This is a genomic window from Clostridium intestinale DSM 6191 (assembly GCF_900130055.1).
In the GTDB taxonomy this organism is placed as follows: Bacteria; Bacillota; Clostridia; order Clostridiales; family Clostridiaceae; genus Clostridium_T; species Clostridium_T intestinale.
The window spans coordinates 207142-223742 of the sequence record NZ_FQXU01000007.1 but is presented as its reverse complement, the minus strand read 5'-3'; the positions used below and the strand labels follow the sequence as shown (position 1 = coordinate 223742).

General features: G+C 31.0%; 19 protein-coding genes, 1 tRNA gene and 2 other annotated features. Of the genes, 15 read left to right on the top strand and 5 right to left on the bottom strand.

Annotated features, from left to right (window positions below; genetic code table 11):
• Positions 1 to 2 precede the first annotated feature (2 nt).
• The 3 genes from BUA92_RS12050 to BUA92_RS12040 are packed head-to-tail and all read left to right on the top strand — an operon-like array spanning position 3 to position 3697.
• Complete coding sequence (locus BUA92_RS12050) at positions 3 to 1010, top strand: ABC transporter ATP-binding protein (protein WP_073019867.1); 1008 nt, start codon at positions 3 to 5, stop codon at positions 1008 to 1010.
• 3 nt (positions 1011 to 1013) lie between these two features.
• Positions 1014 to 1988, top strand: a complete 975-nt coding sequence (locus BUA92_RS12045) for an ABC transporter ATP-binding protein (protein WP_073019866.1) — start codon at positions 1014 to 1016, stop codon at positions 1986 to 1988.
• A gap of 56 nt (positions 1989 to 2044) precedes the next feature.
• The gene (locus BUA92_RS12040; protein WP_073019865.1) at positions 2045 to 3697 is read left to right on the top strand and encodes a peptide ABC transporter substrate-binding protein; all 1653 of its coding nucleotides are present in this window, start codon (positions 2045 to 2047) and stop codon (positions 3695 to 3697) included.
• A gap of 98 nt (positions 3698 to 3795) precedes the next feature.
• Here the strand turns inward: BUA92_RS12040 and dapB are convergent, their stop codons facing one another.
• Genes dapB through BUA92_RS12025 form a run of 3 tightly spaced genes read right to left on the bottom strand, consistent with a single transcriptional unit; the run spans position 3796 to position 6459 of the window.
• Positions 3796 to 4557 carry a 4-hydroxy-tetrahydrodipicolinate reductase gene (dapB, locus tag BUA92_RS12035; RefSeq protein WP_073019862.1) on the bottom strand — a complete coding sequence of 254 codons (762 nt, stop codon included), beginning with the start codon at positions 4555 to 4557 and terminating at the stop codon, positions 3796 to 3798.
• A 10-nt stretch (positions 4558 to 4567) separates the two neighbouring features.
• Positions 4568 to 5449, bottom strand: coding sequence for a 4-hydroxy-tetrahydrodipicolinate synthase (gene dapA, locus BUA92_RS12030; RefSeq protein WP_073019860.1), 882 nt, complete (start codon positions 5447 to 5449; stop codon positions 4568 to 4570).
• 17 nt (positions 5450 to 5466) lie between these two features.
• Positions 5467 to 6459, bottom strand: coding sequence for an aspartate-semialdehyde dehydrogenase (locus BUA92_RS12025; protein WP_073019857.1), 993 nt, complete (start codon positions 6457 to 6459; stop codon positions 5467 to 5469).
• Between the two features lie 173 nt (positions 6460 to 6632).
• Between BUA92_RS12025 and BUA92_RS12020 the strand changes: the two genes are divergently transcribed.
• The 3 genes from BUA92_RS12020 to hslO all read left to right on the top strand — a co-directional run bounded on the left by BUA92_RS12020 (position 6633) and on the right by hslO (position 8575).
• Positions 6633 to 6884, top strand: a complete 252-nt coding sequence (locus BUA92_RS12020) for an alpha/beta-type small acid-soluble spore protein (RefSeq protein WP_073019855.1) — start codon at positions 6633 to 6635, stop codon at positions 6882 to 6884.
• Between the two features lie 64 nt (positions 6885 to 6948).
• Positions 6949 to 7686: a class I SAM-dependent DNA methyltransferase gene (locus BUA92_RS12015; protein ID WP_073019852.1), complete on the top strand. Its 738-nt coding sequence runs from the start codon at positions 6949 to 6951 to the stop codon at positions 7684 to 7686.
• Between the two features lie 10 nt (positions 7687 to 7696).
• Complete coding sequence (hslO, locus tag BUA92_RS12010; protein ID WP_073019850.1) at positions 7697 to 8575, top strand: Hsp33 family molecular chaperone HslO; 879 nt, start codon at positions 7697 to 7699, stop codon at positions 8573 to 8575.
• A gap of 106 nt (positions 8576 to 8681) precedes the next feature.
• Here the strand turns inward: hslO and BUA92_RS12005 are convergent.
• A tRNA-Cys gene (locus BUA92_RS12005) sits at positions 8682 to 8755 on the bottom strand.
• Positions 8756 to 8882: 127 nt separating this feature from the next.
• Here BUA92_RS12005 and BUA92_RS12000 point away from each other — a divergent pair.
• On the top strand, positions 8883 to 9164 hold the full coding sequence (locus tag BUA92_RS12000) for a hypothetical protein (RefSeq protein WP_073019848.1): 282 nt from the start codon (positions 8883 to 8885) through the stop codon (positions 9162 to 9164).
• 105 nt (positions 9165 to 9269) lie between these two features.
• Here BUA92_RS12000 and BUA92_RS11995 read toward each other — a convergent pair whose 3' ends face one another.
• Complete coding sequence (locus tag BUA92_RS11995; protein WP_073019846.1) at positions 9270 to 9977, bottom strand: DUF6873 family GME fold protein; 708 nt, start codon at positions 9975 to 9977, stop codon at positions 9270 to 9272.
• A gap of 145 nt (positions 9978 to 10122) precedes the next feature.
• On the opposite strand from BUA92_RS11995, the gene ytxC reads away from it, so the two are divergent.
• From ytxC to pheS, 8 genes are all read left to right on the top strand, one after another.
• Positions 10123 to 11010 carry a putative sporulation protein YtxC gene (gene ytxC / locus BUA92_RS11990; protein WP_073019844.1) on the top strand — a complete coding sequence of 296 codons (888 nt, stop codon included), beginning with the start codon at positions 10123 to 10125 and terminating at the stop codon, positions 11008 to 11010.
• Positions 11011 to 11055: 45 nt separating this feature from the next.
• Positions 11056 to 11173: a sequence feature (ribosomal protein L20 leader region), on the top strand.
• A gap of 19 nt (positions 11174 to 11192) precedes the next feature.
• The gene (gene infC, locus BUA92_RS11985; protein WP_073019842.1) at positions 11193 to 11714 is read left to right on the top strand and encodes a translation initiation factor IF-3; all 522 of its coding nucleotides are present in this window, start codon (positions 11193 to 11195) and stop codon (positions 11712 to 11714) included.
• 20 nt (positions 11715 to 11734) lie between these two features.
• Positions 11735 to 11932 carry a 50S ribosomal protein L35 gene (rpmI, locus tag BUA92_RS11980; RefSeq protein WP_073019840.1) on the top strand — a complete coding sequence of 66 codons (198 nt, stop codon included), beginning with the start codon at positions 11735 to 11737 and terminating at the stop codon, positions 11930 to 11932.
• A 27-nt stretch (positions 11933 to 11959) separates the two neighbouring features.
• Positions 11960 to 12319 carry a 50S ribosomal protein L20 gene (gene rplT, locus BUA92_RS11975; RefSeq protein WP_021801393.1) on the top strand — a complete coding sequence of 120 codons (360 nt, stop codon included), beginning with the start codon at positions 11960 to 11962 and terminating at the stop codon, positions 12317 to 12319.
• Between the two features lie 96 nt (positions 12320 to 12415).
• Positions 12416 to 13762: a TrkH family potassium uptake protein gene (locus tag BUA92_RS11970; protein WP_073019838.1), complete on the top strand. Its 1347-nt coding sequence runs from the start codon at positions 12416 to 12418 to the stop codon at positions 13760 to 13762.
• Between the two features lie 12 nt (positions 13763 to 13774).
• A complete protein-coding gene (locus BUA92_RS11965; RefSeq protein ID WP_073019836.1) occupies positions 13775 to 14443 on the top strand; it encodes a potassium channel family protein in 669 nt (222 codons plus the stop codon).
• 14 nt (positions 14444 to 14457) lie between these two features.
• The gene (locus tag BUA92_RS11960; protein ID WP_073019834.1) at positions 14458 to 15258 is read left to right on the top strand and encodes a TrmH family RNA methyltransferase; all 801 of its coding nucleotides are present in this window, start codon (positions 14458 to 14460) and stop codon (positions 15256 to 15258) included.
• A gap of 53 nt (positions 15259 to 15311) precedes the next feature.
• Positions 15312 to 15518: a binding site (T-box leader), on the top strand.
• A 54-nt stretch (positions 15519 to 15572) separates the two neighbouring features.
• The gene (pheS, locus tag BUA92_RS11955; protein WP_073019833.1) at positions 15573 to 16592 is read left to right on the top strand and encodes a phenylalanine--tRNA ligase subunit alpha; all 1020 of its coding nucleotides are present in this window, start codon (positions 15573 to 15575) and stop codon (positions 16590 to 16592) included.
• The last annotated feature ends 9 nt before the right edge of the window (positions 16593 to 16601 follow it).

Genomic DNA, 16601 nt, shown 5'->3' with positions numbered 1-16601 from the left:
ATATGGAAAAGATATTAGACGTTAAAGATTTGAGAACCTCTTTCTTCACTCATGTAGGAGAAGTAAAGGCTGTTAGAGGAGTTTCTTTTTCCTTAGGCAAAGGAGAAGCTTTAGGAATAGTTGGAGAATCTGGTTCAGGTAAAAGTGTTACCATGATGAGTATAATGAAATTATTACAAGAGAATGGTAAAGTTGTTGGCGGAGAAGTTAACTTTGATGGTAAAAACATTAAAGATATGCCAGAGAAAGAAATGGAGAAAATTAGAGGAAATGACATAGGGATGATATTCCAAGACCCGATGACAAGTTTGAATCCAGTTTTCACTGTAGGTCAACAATTAACTGAACCATTAATTAAACATAGAAAAATATCAAAAAAAGAAGCTGAGAAATTAGCTGTTGAGATGCTAAATTTAGTTGGAATACCTTCCCCAGAACAAAGAATGAAGCAATATCCTCATGAATTCTCTGGTGGTATGAGACAAAGAGTTATGATAGCAATGGCTTTAATCTGTGATCCTAAGTTCTTAATAGCTGATGAGCCAACTACTGCTTTGGATGTAACAATTCAAGCACAGATACTTGAGCTTATGAAAAAACTTAAAAATGAATTAGGAACTGCAATTATATTAATCACTCATGATTTAGGAGTAGTTGCAGATGTATGTGATAGAATTAATGTAATGTATGGTGGAATAATAGTTGAATCTGGAGATGTTAGAGACATATTCTATAGAGCAAGACATCCATATACTTGGGGTCTTTTAGGAAGTGTTCCAAATCCAAAGGAAATTATTAGAGAAAAACTTAAACCTATAGAAGGTCAACCACCAGATTTACTTAACCCACCAGTTGGATGTCCTTTTGCAGCAAGATGTGAATATGCAATGAAGTTATGTATAGAAAAACAACCACCACTACTTAAAATTGGTGAGGGACATAGTGCAGCTTGTTGGTTAAATCATCCTGATGCACCTAAAGTTGAAGCACCTATTAAGAAGGGGGAGTAACAAATGAAAGAAAAGAAAACAATTATAGAAGTTAAAGAACTAACTAAATACTTCCCTGTAAATAAAGGGATGTTTTCAAAAAAGAGCTATGTAAAAGCTGTTGATAGAGTAAGCTTTAATATAAAAGAAGGCGAAACATTAGGACTAGTTGGAGAATCAGGATGTGGTAAAACTACTACTGGAAGAACTGTTCTAAAGTTATATAAACCAACATCAGGTAATATAATATTTGAAGGGAAAGATATTACAAACCTTTCAGATTCAGAAATGTTACCATATAGAAAAAAAATGCAAATGATTTTCCAAGATCCTTATGCATCATTAAATCCAAGAATGACGGTTGGGGATATAGTTGGGGAAGCTTTAGATATTCATAACTTACTAAAAGGTAATGAAAGAATAGATAGAGTTAGAGATTTATTGAATAAAGTTGGATTGAATGGGGACCATATTAATAGATACCCACATGAGTTTTCAGGTGGTCAAAGACAAAGAATAGGAATAGCTAGAGCTCTAGCTGTTGAACCTAGCTTTATAGTTTGTGATGAACCTATATCTGCTCTTGATGTTTCTATTCAAGCACAGGTTGTTAATATGCTTGAAGAGTTACAAGAAGAGTTAGGAATAACATATTTATTTATAGCTCATGATCTTTCTATGGTTAAACACATATCAACTCATATAGGGGTTATGTATTTAGGAAGATTAGTTGAGAAAGCTGAAAGTAATAAATTATATTCAGAACCACTACATCCATACACTAAAGCTTTACTTTCTGCTATACCTATTCCAGATCCAGATGCTGCTAAAGCAATGCAAAGGATAGTATTAGAAGGAGATCTTCCTTCACCAATAGATCCACCATCTGGATGTAGATTTAGAACTAGATGTAGGTATGCTATGCCAAAATGTGCAGAAATAGATCCTGAATTAAAGGATGTAGGAAATGAACATTATGTGGCATGTCATCTATATTAATTAAGCGAATAATTGCAAAGCAATTATCATAAATAAAATTTAGAGGGGGAAAAAACATGAAAAATACTAAGCTTAAAAGAATTTTTGCTACAGCTTTAACAGTAGCACTAAGCTTATCTGTTCTTGCTGGTTGTGGTAAAAAAGACTCAGGTTCAACTGCAGCTGCTGAACAAATCGTAAGATATAACTTAGGTGCAAACCCTAAGACACTTGATCCTGCATTAAACTCTGCAGTGGATGGGGCTATAGTTTTAGTTAATGCTTTCGAAGGATTAATGAAACTAGATAACAATGATCAACCAGTTGCTGGAGTAGCTGAAAGCTATGAAATGAGCGCTGATGGCTTAACTTATACATTTAAGTTAAGAAAAGATGCAAAATGGTCTGATGGATCACAAGTTACTGCTGGTGATTTTGAATACGCTTGGAAAAGAGCATTAGATCCAGCTACAGCTGCTGAATATGCTTACCAAATGTATTATCTTAAAAACGGTGAGTCTTACAACACTAATAAAGGAGCTAAGAAAGATGATGTAGGAGTTAAAGCTACTGATGATTCTACACTTGTAGTTACATTAGAAAACCCAACTCCATATTTCTTATCATTAGCTGCATTCCCAACATATTTCCCAGTTAAGAAAGATGTTGTAGAAAAAGATGCTGATTGGGCTAACAAACCAGAAACTTATATCTCAAATGGTGCTTTCAAAATGAAAGAATTTTTACCAAAAGATTCTATAACTTTTGTTAAAAATGACAACTATTATGGTAAAGCTGACGTTAAGTTAGATACAATCAAATATACACTTGTTGAAGATCAAAACTCAGCTTATGCATCATTAAAAGCTGGAGATTTAGATATGACTGATAGTGTACCTTCAGTTGAAATCGAAGCTGGAAAGTCAGAAGGCATAGTTAAGACTTTCCCAAATCTTGGAACTTACTTCTATGTTATAAATGTAGGACCAAATGCTAAAAACATTAATGCTGATGCTGCAAAAGCATTATCTGATGCTAAAGTTAGAAAAGCGTTAAACCTTGCTATAAACAGAAAAGACCTAGTATCAATACTTAAAGGTGGTCAAGAGCCAGCATTCTCATTTGTACCAACTGGAATAAATGTTGCAGGCGGAAAAGACTTCGCTAAAACTCAATACTTCAAACCAGAAGGCGATATGGCAGAAGCTAAGAAATTATTAGCTGAAGCTGGATATGCTGATGGAAAAGGACTTCCAACAATTGAAGTTCTATACAACTCAGGTGCTGGTCATGAGCAAGTTGCTCAAGCTGTTCAAGATATGTGGAAAACTAATCTTGGAATCAATGTAGAAATCAAAGCTCAAGAATGGGCTGTATTCCAAACTACAAGAAAACAAAAGAATTACTCAATTGCTAGACATGGTTGGTTAGGTGACTATGTTGACCCAATGACATTCTTAGATATGTGGGTTACAGGTTCAGGTCAAAATGATGCTGCTTACAGCAATGCTAAATACGATGAATTAATCGGAAAAGCTAAAACTGAAACTGATGCTGCTAAGAGAGTAGAGTACATGCAAGATGCAGAAGCTCAATTAATGGAAGATATGCCAATCATACCATTATACTACTACACTCAAACTAAGGGTCTAAAACCATATGTAAAAGACGTACACATTTCTCCATTAGGATTTGTTTACTTCCAAACTGCATTTGTTGAAGCTCACTAAGATTAATTAAAAATAGCTGTCGCAAATTATTGCGACAGCTTCTTTTTATGCTTTAAAAAAAACAAGACTAATAGTTTTAACTACTAGTCTTGTTTTGCTTAAAATTTAAGATTTAAAACATCATCCATATCATATAAGCCTGCTTCAGAAATATTACCCATATATTCACAAGCTTTTAATGCACCTACTGCAAAAACTTCTCTTGAGATAGCTTTGTGAGTTAGTTCAATAACTTCTCCAGCACCAGCAAAAATAACTTCATGATCACCAACAATTCCGCCGCCTCTAACAGCATGTATTCCAATTTCTTTATGCTCTCTCTTAGCAATTCCTTCTCTTCCGTGAACAAACTTAGTTTCTTCACTGATTGATTCTTTTATGGTATCTGCTAAAAGAACAGCTGTACCAGATGGCGAGTCTAATTTCTGATTATGATGTTTTTCAACTATTTCTATGTCATAGTTATTATATAAAAATGGAGTTATTTTTCTTAATAGATTATTAATAAGGTTTATACCCACACTCATATTACCTGAGCGGAAAAGAGGAATTAAATTTGATGTTTCATCTATTAAATTCAAATCTTCTTGAGTAAAACCTGTAGAACATATTACAATAGGTTTTTTTGTTTTTTTAGAAAAGTCTAATAAACTTTTTAAAGCAGCTGCAGAAGAGAAATCTAATAGTACATCATAATCTACAGTACAGTCCTCTAAAGAAGTAAATACAGGATAATCTAGTTCATTAGTTTTGAACCTATCAATTCCAGCAACAATCTTTAAAGTATTAAAGTTTAGAGCGGTAGAAGATATAACTTTACCCATTCTACCTGAACAACCATGTAATAAAACTTTAATCATAATCTTCCTCCTATTTCATTAGTTTGTATTTTGATAATACATTTATAAGTGTGTTTTTATTGATGTCTTCCATTTCATAAAGAGGAAGTCTTAAATCTCCAACATTCATATTCATTAAGTTTAAAGCTGTTTTTACTGGAATAGGATTTGTTTCAATAAAAAGAGTATTAATTAATTCTAAATATTCAAGTTGAAGATTCATTGAAGCATTAACATTACCGTCAAAATAGTTGGTACAAATGTCATGAATTACTTTAGGGATAATATTTGATGCTACAGAAATGACACCTTTTCCCCCTAGAGATAATATAGGAACAATTTGATCATCATTTCCTGAGTAAATGTCAATTTTGTCTTTTAGCTTGGAGGCAATTAGAGCAATTTGGCTAATATCACCAGATGCTTCCTTAACTGCCTTGATATTGTCAAGTTCAATTAGTGCTTCTAAAGATTTTGGAGTAATGTTCATACCTGTTCTTGATGGAACATTGTAAACAACTATTGGAATGGATACTTCATCATTTATAGCTTTAAAATGATGATAGAGTCCTTTTAGAGAAGTCTTGTTATAATAAGGATTAATTATAAGAAGACCATCGACTCCAATTGATTCAGCCCATTTACTCATGTCTATAGAAGTTTTTGTGCTGTTGGTACCTGTACCAGCTATAACTGGTATACGTCCATTTACAGTATCTACTGTGAATTTTATAGCATCTTTTTTTTCACTTTCGCTCATAGTTGATGCTTCGCCAGTAGTTCCACATATTATTATGGCATCTGTTCCTTCAGAAATCTGCCATTCTATTAGTTCTCTTAACTTATGAAAATTTACCCCTGATTCATTAAATGGAGTAACAAGAGCAACGCCTGCACCTGTAAAAATAGACATAAATTAAACCTCCGATTTTATTTTTCTTTTGATATAATTAATTCTGCTATTTGAATAGCGTTTAAAGCGGCTCCTTTTCTTATATTATCAGCAACTACCCATAAGTTTAATCCGTTGTCTAAGGAGAAATCTCGTCTTATTCTTCCAACATAAACATCATCTTTGCCACTGATTTCTAGAGCCGTAGGATATTGTAACTCTTTAATATTATCATATACAGTTATTCCTGTTGAGTTGCTTAATAAAGAAAATATATCTTCTATCTTAAATTCATTTTCAAGTTCAACGTTTATACTTTCTGAATGAGAATTTAAAACAGGAACTCTTACTGTAGTTGCAGTAATTTTTAGATCTTGATTATGAAGTATTTTTTTAGTTTCTTCGATCATTTTTATTTCCTCTTTAGTGTATCCATTATCTGTGAATACATCTATATGAGGAAGTACATTACCTGCTATAGGATAAGGGAACTTCTTTGGAGCTTCACCTTTTAATCCATCCTCTAAATCTTTAATTCCTTGTATTCCTGCACCAGAAACTGCTTGATAGGTTGAATAAATAATTCTTTTTATTCCATATTTATCATAAAGAGGCTTTAACGACACAACTGCTTGAATTGTTGAACAGTTAGGATTTGCTATTATTCCTTTGTTCCAATCTATATCTTCTGGATTTACCTCCGGTACTACTAGTGGCACCTCAGGATTCATTCTCCATGCACTTGAATTATCAATTACTACAGCCCCGTATTTAGAGAAAATTGGAGCAAACTCTAATGAAGTATCTCCTCCAGCTGAAAATAGAGCGAAGTCTATTTTTTTGCCTTTAATATTTTCTTCTCTTGTAGCTTCTACAAGGATATCTTGTCCTTTAAATTTTAATGCTTTACCCTCACTTCTTTCAGAAGCAAACAAGTAAAGTTCTTTCACTGGAAAGTTCCTCTCTTGAAGAATTTCTAAAAACTTTCTGCCTACGTTTCCAGTAGCCCCAACTATTGCCACGTTATACAAAATAATCCCCTCCTAAAAATAAATAAAATGACTTTACTAATCATTATAATCCTAATATAGAGAAAAGTATATTAAATATCAAGGTTTTTGAACAAATAATAGCAGTGATATGAATAATTTTTGTCTCTTAAAGAAAAAATATAAAGTGAAATACTTTTTATAGGGGGTTAATTATGAGTAAAACACCTTTGAAAAAAATAATAAAGTCAAAGATTAAAAACAATAAAGAGTTAACTGATGTAGAAAAATTAAGAGAAAAACTAAAATATGAAATTGCAGAAGAATTAGGTTTAAAAGATAAGGTAGATGAATTTGGATGGGGAGGACTTACAGCAGAGGAAACAGGAAGAATAGGCGGAATTATGACCAAACGTAAAAAAACTCTTAAAATTCCAAGTAATGATGAAATATTAGGTAGAAAATAGGTTGACTTATTTAGCTGAAATCTATAATATATTTTAGTAAGATTTACTGTGGGGGAACTATATTATGGAATGTTATAAAGATTTGTCTTATCTATATGATAAACTCATATATGATGATATAAATTATGGAGAAATATCAAACTACATAATTAATAAATATAAACAATATTCTAGTGAAAATTTATTGTATTTGGATTTAGCTTGTGGTACAGGTAATATATCAGTTTATTTAGCTAGGTATTTTAAAGATACCTTTTTAGTAGATTTATCTGAAGATATGCTTATTGAAGCTAGTGATAAGATGAGGAAGGAAAAAGTTAAGTTTAAAATTTTATGCCAAGATATGACCGAGTTAAATTTAAATAGAAAATTTAATCTAATTACTTGCGTATTGGATTCAACTAACTACATTTTAGAGAAAAACGAGTTAATAAGTTATTTCAGAGGAGTATACAATCACTTAGATAATGGAGGAGTATTTATCTTTGATATTAATTCATCTTATAAAATTAAGACGATATTAGGAGATAATATATACTCTTATAATACTGAAGAGATATTTTATACTTGGGAAAACTCTCTAGAAGATGATATTGTTGATATGTATTTAACCTTTTTTGTAAAAGAGGGGGAACTATATAGGAGGTTCGAGGAACATCATACAGAAAGAGCTTATGATGAGAAGGAGCTAGAGAGTATACTTAGAGATTCTGGTTTTGAAATCATGGAGAAACATGATGGCTATAGTGATGAGCCTGTAAGTGAAAAAAGTGAAAGAATAGTTTATATTGTTAGAAAATAGGAGGATTAACATGGAAGATAGGATTATAAGAGCTACCGCTAAAGGTGGCATGATAAGAATAATTGCTGGAGAAACTACAAGTCTTGTCAGTGAAGGTGCAAGATTACATGAGTGTACTCCTACAGCAGCATCAGCCTTAGGAAGAATGCTTAGTGCTGGAGCCCTTATGGGAACTATGTTAAAGTCAGATAAAGAAGTCTTGACAATTCAAATAAAAGGTGGTGGAGAGGCTAAAGGTGTTACTGTTACTGCATATAACGATGGAAGTGTTAAAGGATTTATTGGAAATCCTTTTGTTAATCCACTTTTAAAAGCTAATGGGAAATTAGATGTAGGTGGAGCCATAGGAACTAATGGAAATTTGACAGTTATAAAAGATTTAGGACTTAAAGATCCTTACATAGGACAAGTTCCTATAGCTACAGGAGAGATTGCAGAAGACTTATCATATTACTTTACAGTTTCAGAGCAAACTCCATCAGCAGTTGCATTAGGAGTTCTTGTAGATGTGGATTATAGTATAAAAGCTGCTGGAGGATTTATAATTCAGATGATGCCAGGAGCAGATGAGTTTTTAGCAGATATACTTATGTATAGATTAGAAGAAACACCTTCTGTAACTACAATGATGACTCAAGGGAAAACTATCGAAGATATAATCAAATATATATTTGAAGATATGGACTTAGTTATTCACGAAACATTACATCCTAAGTACAATTGTAATTGTTCTAGAGATCGTATGGAAAAAGCTTTAATAAGTATAGGTAGAAAAGATTTAACTGAAATATATGAAGAAGGCAAAGAAGAAGAAATTATATGTCACTTCTGTAATACTTCATATAAGTTTACTAATGAAGAGGTTGGAGAACTATTAAAGAGAATATAATCAAAAAGCCAGGGAAATATAATCCAAGCATTGTTTTCTTCTGGCTTTAATTATTTATAATAAAATAAAAAATCCTATGCTGAAATTCCTAGCATAGGATTCTAATTGGAGGCACCATCCGGATTTGAACCGGAGATAAAGGTTTTGCAGACCTCTGCCTTACCGCTTGGCTATGGCGCCATAAAAACAACTACAAAGCTATTATATGCACTTCAAATTACATTGTCAACAAAAACTATAAAAAAATAGAATAAACTTAAAAAAATATTAATATAAATTACAAAACAATCAAGAAGAAGGATGCGAGTTGGAGTTAGCAAAAATATTGATTTTATCTATAATAGGAGAGGCTATTTGGGAGACTCTTAAGATGTTTTGGCAAGAAGGGAAGATATCTAAAGATAGAATAGGAGCTTTGGTTGTCTGTATAATCATTGTATGGAGTACTGATTTAGATATCATGACAACCATAGGAATTCCAGTTAAGTTTAAAGTAATAGGTATATTGTTAACTGGAATACTGATAAGCAGAGGTTCTAATTTTATTCATGATCTATTTAATTCAGTAAATAACATAAGTAAAAAGTAAATATAAATAGTAAAAGTTGGGAAAGGAAACTTATCCCAACTTTTATTTTATAACATAAAATTATATTCAACAAAAATGTTCTTTATACGTACTATATTATAGAAATTAGTATAAAGTGAAAATTGAACCTCTATCTATTAATGGTCCATTATATAAATATACTGGTTCAACATGATGTTTTGTTAAAAACTTTTTAATTTCATTACCTTCAGGGTGAAAATCTAAATTGCCATAGAAAGCTAATTTGTTTTCCTCAATTAGTCCAGTACAACCGCCTATAAAACCATAATCTAATCCTGGAAGCTCTATATTTCCTGGATTTATGAGAAGTATGTCAAAGTCATAAGACGATAGTTTGTTATAGATCCCTTTATCAGATGTAATAAGAGCTCCTTCGTTAACTATAACTGTAGAACATTTTGTATAACCTTGATTAACATTAATATTTATTTTATTTTTAGCTAAGTCTAGAAGTTTTTTATCAGAGTTATCTAAAGTGTGGATAAAAAAGTTTTTCATAAACAAACAATTTAAAGGGATATCAAAAGGATAGTTAGATTTAAGAGAGTTTGTTGAATATTCAAAAGATACACCCAAGTTATTGATTACATCTATAAAACTTTTATCTACGTCTTTGCTTACAATTAATGAAATATCTTGTTCATTAATTAAGGTTAGTTGTATATCTGGATGTCCATTTATGGCAGGATATAAATTGGTATTTTTAGGCACAAGTATAATTTTATCAACATATTTAGATAAATTTTTATGTTCTTCTACAGAGATTCTATAGTCGACAAAAGCTAGCTTCATAATACTCACTTCCTTATTTGGTAGTCAATTAAAGAATAATATTTTTGAAGTAAATAGGCAACAGTATTGTCGATAAATGAAAATTTATTTACTGTATATGCTACAAAAATTTATACATACTATATGTAAGAAGGGAGTGAAATTCATGCTTGTTCTTTCTTTAGCATATGATGGTGAAATGAATTTTATTCAAGATATACAAGAAGTTAGAGCCCTTTTTAAAGAAAAAAATATTAAAATAGGTGTTTCTGAGAGTCTAGAGGGAAATACACATTTTATAAAAGTGTTTTGCGATAAAGAAAATAATGATAAGATAAAAAGCATTGTTCATTTATATATGAGTAATATACTTTATAAATTAGTGGTAGATACCTATAAAAGTAAGGCTTTATTTGAATATTTAACAGATACTTTTTTCTTTTTAAAACATGACGAAATACTTGAAGTAGAAGATAGAATAATGAAAACCTTAAAAGGTGAAGAGATGATAAAGGATGAAAATTCTATATACTGCTGTAATAGAATCAACAATGTAGTTGAGAAAATTAGAGCTTGTATGGAAGAAAATAATAACATCAATATTAATGGATTTATAACTTTTAGAATGAAAGAAATAGCACAAGATATTGAAAGTGTTATAGATAAAATAGTTGAGAAGTATTTAGTTGAAAAAGAGTATAAAGAGTTTATAAAACTTTTAAAATATTTTGTGGATATACAAGAAAGTAAAATAGAAGAAATAAACCTAGTAATAGAGGGAGAAGGTTCATACAAGATTAGAGATGCTTATGGGAATGATATATATTATGACTTTTTAAAAGAAATAGGAGATTTGAAAGTTGGAAGTAAGGTTAATATGGAAGACGTAATTATTAGTGGGCTCATTACAAACTCTCCTAAAAGAATCATAATTCATAAACAAGAAAATTGTTCAAACAAAGAATTTATTGATACAATAGTAAATGTATTTGGAGAACGAGTATCTTATTGTGATAAATGCTCTGTATGTGTTTCAAGTAAAATAAAAATATAAACAATAAAAACCTTGACAAAACAAAAATATCATAATATAATTTGTTAAGTAAAGAAGAAACAGCCGTTTCTCACCTTACAGCATTGCTAGTTAGGTTATTTATCCCGTAAATATTTTTGTTTGGATAAAAAGGACGGCTATCAAGTCGTCCTTTTATTGTGTTTAGGGATGTATTATCGGAGGTGAATAATATTAATAAAAATTTTGCTGTTAATGAAGAAATAAGAGATAGAGAAATTAGAGTTATTGCAGATGATGGTGAACAACTTGGCGTAATAGCTACTAAAGAAGCTCTAAGGATTGCAGAAGAAAAGGAATTGGATTTAGTTATGATATCTCCAGGAGCAAAACCTCCTGTGTGCAAAATCATGGATTATGGCAAGTTCATTTACGAACAATCTAAAAAAGACAAAGAAGCAAAAAAGAAGCAAAAAGTTATTAATTTAAAAGAGATAAGAGTTAGTCCTAAAATCGAAGAACACGACGTTTTAATAAAATCTAATAACGCACGTAAGTTCTTGGAAGAAGGGGACAAAGTAAAAATTACCGTTAGATTCAGAGGAAGAGAAGCAGAATATTCACATGTAGGAAGAAAGATTTTAGATAATTTTTATTCAAGATTAGAAGACTTATGTGTGATAGAAAAAGCAGCAAAGTTAGAAGGGCGTAATATGATAATGATTTTAGCGCCTAAAAAAGCTTAACTTGAGAGGAGGATTTTATCATGCCAAAAATGAAAACTCATAGAGGTGCAGCAAAGAGATTTAGAAAGACTGGAACTGGAAAACTTAAGAGAGCTAAAGCTTTTAAAAGTCATATCTTAACTAAGAAAAGTTCAAAGAGAAAAAGAAACTTAAGAAAAGCTGCATACGTGTCAACAACACAAGAAAAAGCAATGAAGAAATTATTACCATATCTATAATAGAGTAGATCGTAGGAGGTTAAGAACATGGCAAGAGTTAAAAGAGCTGTCAATGCTCGTAAGAATCATAAGAAAGTCTTAAAACTTGCAAAAGGTTATTATGGTGGAAAAAGCAGATTATTTAGAACAGCTAATGAAACAGTTATAAGAGCATTAAGAAATGCTTACGTTGGTAGAAGATTAAAGAAGAGAGATTTTAGAAGACTTTGGATAGCAAGAATAAATGCTGCTACAAGAATAAATGGTCTTTCTTATTCAAAATTTATGAACGGAATAAAGTTAGCTGGGATTGATATAAATAGAAAAATGTTATCAGAAATCGCAATTAATGATCCTAAAGCATTTACTGAATTAGTAGAAGTTGCTAAAAGTCAAATAAATGCATAACAAAAGAATGTGACTTAGGTCGCATTTTTTTGTTATGCATAATTTTTTAGAATTTACTTTTTGGTTTTGGAAATAATATTATTTGAGGTGCTTAAAATGTATTATAAATTAACAAGCAAGATTAAATTGAATGCTGTTCAGGTTCTTGTATTAGGTTTTTTTACAGTTATATTTATTGGAGGTATGATTTTATCACTTCCAATAAGTTCAGCAAGTGGAAACAAGACAAGTATTATAGATTCAATATTTACTGCTACAACATCTGTATGTGTAACTGGATTAGTGACAGTGGATACTGGAACTCATTGGAGCTATTTTGGAAAAACTGTAATAATGATTTTAATTGAAATTGGTGGTCTAGGGTTTATGTCTTTTGCAACTTTTGCAGCTATATTAATAGGTAAAAAGATAACTTTAAAAGAAAGGCTTTTGATGCAAGAAGCAATGAACACCATTAATTTTCAAGGAATGGTTAAATTAATAAAATATATTTTTGGCTTTACATTTTTAATACAACTAATAGGAGCAATTATACTCTCAACTCAATTTATACCAGAGTATGGAGTTAAAAAAGGTGCTTATTTTGGATTATTTCATTCTGTGTCAGCCTTTTGTAATGCTGGAATTGATATAATAGGAGAGTTTAAGTCTCTTACTGAATATACAAGCAATCCTGTTATTATTATGACTATTAGCTTTTTAATAATAATAGGAGGTCTTGGTTTTACTGTATGGTCTGAAATATATAATACTCGATCTCTAAAGAAATTTTCAACACATTCAAAAATGGTTGTATTAGTTACATTATCTTTATTAATAAGTGGAACTATATTAATGTTTATATTTGAATTTAATAATCCTGGAACTATTAAGAATTTTTCACTTGGAGATAAGATATTGAATTCTTGGTTTGCAGCTGTATCACCTAGAACAGCTGGATTTAATTCCGTATCAACTTCTGATATGAGTGCTGCTGGGGAGTTTTTGACAATAATATTAATGTTTATTGGGGGATCACCAGGATCTACAGCTGGAGGTATAAAAACAACTACTTTTGGTGTATTGGTTTTAACTTTCATATGTATCATAAGAGGAAGAGAAGATACAGAAGTATTTGGAAAAAGATTTTCTAAAGATTTAGTTTATAAAGCTTTTGCAGTTTTCTTTATTGGATTTACTATTGTAGTTGCAGGAACTATGATTTTATCAATAACAGAACCTTCAGCAGCCTTTGATTACATATTATATGAAGTTACCTCTGCTTTTGGAACTGTAGGTCTTACTATGGGGCTGACACCAAGCTTGTCATGGATGGGTAAAATAGTTATAATTATCATCATGTACGTAGGTAGAGTAGGACCTATGACGGTAGCATTAGCTTTAGCAAGTGGTAAAGCAAAACGTGCTATAAAGTATCCTGAGGATAAAATTTTAATTGGGTAGAGGTGTATTATAATGAGTAATAAGCAATTTCTAGTAATAGGACTTGGAAGATTTGGAAGAGCGGTAGCAAAAACATTATTCTCTATGGGGCATGATGTTTTAGCTATAGATATTGATGAAGATATAGTACAGGAGATATCAGATCATGTTACACATGCTGTTCAATTAGATGCTACAGATGAAAGCGCGCTTAAAACTATTGGAATCAATAATTTTGATGTAGCTGTAGTTACAATAGGCTCAAATATTCAAGCTAGTGTAATGATAACCCTTGTTCTTAAGGAATTAGGTATAAAGTTTATAGTTTGTAAGGGAGACAGTGACTTGCATGCCAAGGTTTTATATAAAATAGGTGCAGATAGAGTTATTCAGCCAGAAAAAGATATGGGTACTAGAGTTGCGCATAATTTAGCATCATCTAATATTTTAGATTATATTGAATTATCTCCAGAGTATAGCATAATTGAAATTGAAGCTCCTAGAGAGTGGTTTAATCATACTTTGAAAGAGTTGAGTTTAAGAAGTAAATACGGGCTTAATGTTATGGCTATTAAGCATAATAGTAAGATTAAAATTTCTCTAACAGCTGAAGATGTTATCAAAGAAAATGATATAATTGTAGCTATGGGTTCTTCAGAGGAGTTATCAAGACTGGAAAGATTAATATCAAAAATTAAATAACGAGGTGCTTACATTTGATTAAAATAGAAAGTAAAGACAATGCTATATTTAAAGATGCTAAAAAATTAAAAACTAAAAAAGAAAGAAAAGCTAGAGGAAGTTTTTTAGTTGAAGGTTTTAGGTTTTTATCAGAAGCATTTTATGAAGGATGTAAGGTTGAAGCTATTTTTATAGTTGAAAAAGAAATACACAAATTACATGAATATATAAATGAAGAAAAGTTAGTTAATACCAAAGTGTATGGAATAAGTGAAAATCTCTTATCAGAATTAAGTGATACAGAAACTCCTCAAGGAGTAGTAGGAATTGTTAGTATTAATAATATAAAAAATGTAAATAATACTGATAACTTCTATGTTTTATGTGATATGGTTCAAGATCCCGGAAATCTTGGTACAATAATAAGAACTTCACATGCAGCTGGAGCTTCAGGAGTTATATTAACAAAAGGGACAGTGGATCCATATAATAGTAAGACCTTAAGAGCTACCATGGGATCCATATTTCATATACCTATTATTGAAGACAATGAACTTGACTTTATTAAAGAACTTAAAGAAAAAGGATACTCTATTTTAGCGGCATCTTTAGAAGGAGAAAATAACTTCTTTGAAGAAGATTTAACTAATAATCTAGTTATTTGTGTAGGTAATGAAGGCAATGGACTAAGTGATTGCATATACTCATTATCAGACATAAAGGTTAAAATACCTATGCCAGGGAATGCAGAATCTTTAAATGTTTCTACAGCAGCTGGAATTATGATTTATGAGAGAGTTAGACAAAAAAGCCTTATAAATAATAAAATAAGCTAAAAGTATTGTATTTTATTAAAATAATGGTTATAATTCTAAATGTAACTTTATATGTAAAGACTGTGAATGAGAAAGTAGATTTGAAAATCTTTTTAAGGGAGAGAAGGTCATAGACTGAGAGCCTTCTTATGAGAGTTCATTTTGAAGTTCCCTCAGGAGTCCTAATGGTGAAATTTTAGTAGCTGTTAGCGGGAAACCGTTATTTGAATTAAGTGAGCTTCGGCTAATTAGGGTGGTACCACGGATACCCCGTCCCTTTATTTGGGACGGGGATTTTTTTATTTATTTTAAGATAAAGAAAGGAGATTTTAATTATGAAAGATAAGCTAATTGAAATAAAGGAAGCTGCATTATCTGAACTTAAGAACATTAATGTTTCTCAAGAGATGGAAACACTTAGAGTAAAATATCTAGGTAAAAAAGGAGAGTTAACTGGAATATTAAGAGGTATGGGAGGATTATCAGCTGAAGAAAGACCTCTTATAGGAAAACTTGCAAACGAAGTTAGAGCTGAGATTGAAGCTAAGATAGATGAGATCTTAACTGTAATTAAAGAAAAAGAAAAAAATGCAAAACTTGAAAGTGAAGTTATAGATATAACAATGCCTGGAAAGAAAGCAGTAATAGGAAAGAGACATCCTCTAGATTTAACTTTAGAATCTATGAAGGAAATTTTTATATCTATGGGATTCACTATAGAAGATGGTCCAGAAGTTGAACTTGATTATTATAACTTTGAAGCTTTAAATATACCTAAAAATCATCCAGCTAGAAGTGAGCAAGATACTTTCTACATTAATGATTCTTTAGTGCTTAGAACTCAAACTTCACCAGTACAAATAAGAGTAATGGAGAAACAAACTCCTCCAATTAAGATGATATCACCTGGTAAAGTTTATAGAAGTGATGCAGTTGATGCTACTCACTCACCAATCTTCTATCAAATGGAAGGGTTAGTTATAGACAAGGGAATAACTTTTGCAGACCTTAAGGGAACATTAGAATTATTTGCAAAAAAGATGTTTGGAGATAAGGTTCAAACTAAGTTTAGACCTCACCATTTCCCATTTACTGAACCATCAGCTGAAATGGATGCAACTTGCTTTGTTTGTCAAGGAGAAGGTTGTAGAGTATGTAAGGGTTCAGGTTGGATAGAATTACTTGGTTGTGGAATGGTTCATCCAGATGTTTTAAGAAATTGTGGAATAGACCCAGAGGTTTATAGCGGATTTGCTTTTGGATTCGGTGTAGATAGAATGGTTATGCTTAAGTATGGAATAGATGATATAAGACTTCTATATGAAAGTGATATGAGATTTTTAAATCAATTCTAATTTAGAAAG

What these genes read in the sequence shown, in the direction of transcription:
- BUA92_RS12050 (WP_073019867.1), top strand. Translation starts at nt 3, where the DNA reads ATGGAAAAGATATTAGACGTTAAAGATTTGAGAACCTCTTTCTTCACT.
- BUA92_RS12045 (WP_073019866.1), top strand. Translation starts at nt 1,014, where the DNA reads ATGAAAGAAAAGAAAACAATTATAGAAGTTAAAGAACTAACTAAATAC.
- BUA92_RS12040 (WP_073019865.1), top strand. Translation starts at nt 2,045, where the DNA reads ATGAAAAATACTAAGCTTAAAAGAATTTTTGCTACAGCTTTAACAGTA.
- dapB (WP_073019862.1), bottom strand. Translation starts at nt 4,557, where the DNA reads ATGATTAAAGTTTTATTACATGGTTGTTCAGGTAGAATGGGTAAAGTT.
- dapA (WP_073019860.1), bottom strand. Translation starts at nt 5,449, where the DNA reads ATGTCTATTTTTACAGGTGCAGGCGTTGCTCTTGTTACTCCATTTAAT.
- BUA92_RS12020 (WP_073019855.1), top strand. Translation starts at nt 6,633, where the DNA reads ATGAGTAAAACACCTTTGAAAAAAATAATAAAGTCAAAGATTAAAAAC.
- BUA92_RS12015 (WP_073019852.1), top strand. Translation starts at nt 6,949, where the DNA reads ATGGAATGTTATAAAGATTTGTCTTATCTATATGATAAACTCATATAT.
- hslO (WP_073019850.1), top strand. Translation starts at nt 7,697, where the DNA reads ATGGAAGATAGGATTATAAGAGCTACCGCTAAAGGTGGCATGATAAGA.
- BUA92_RS11995 (WP_073019846.1), bottom strand. Translation starts at nt 9,977, where the DNA reads ATGAAGCTAGCTTTTGTCGACTATAGAATCTCTGTAGAAGAACATAAA.
- ytxC (WP_073019844.1), top strand. Translation starts at nt 10,123, where the DNA reads ATGCTTGTTCTTTCTTTAGCATATGATGGTGAAATGAATTTTATTCAA.
- rpmI (WP_073019840.1), top strand. Translation starts at nt 11,735, where the DNA reads ATGCCAAAAATGAAAACTCATAGAGGTGCAGCAAAGAGATTTAGAAAG.
- rplT (WP_021801393.1), top strand. Translation starts at nt 11,960, where the DNA reads ATGGCAAGAGTTAAAAGAGCTGTCAATGCTCGTAAGAATCATAAGAAA.
- BUA92_RS11970 (WP_073019838.1), top strand. Translation starts at nt 12,416, where the DNA reads ATGTATTATAAATTAACAAGCAAGATTAAATTGAATGCTGTTCAGGTT.
- BUA92_RS11965 (WP_073019836.1), top strand. Translation starts at nt 13,775, where the DNA reads ATGAGTAATAAGCAATTTCTAGTAATAGGACTTGGAAGATTTGGAAGA.
- pheS (WP_073019833.1), top strand. Translation starts at nt 15,573, where the DNA reads ATGAAAGATAAGCTAATTGAAATAAAGGAAGCTGCATTATCTGAACTT.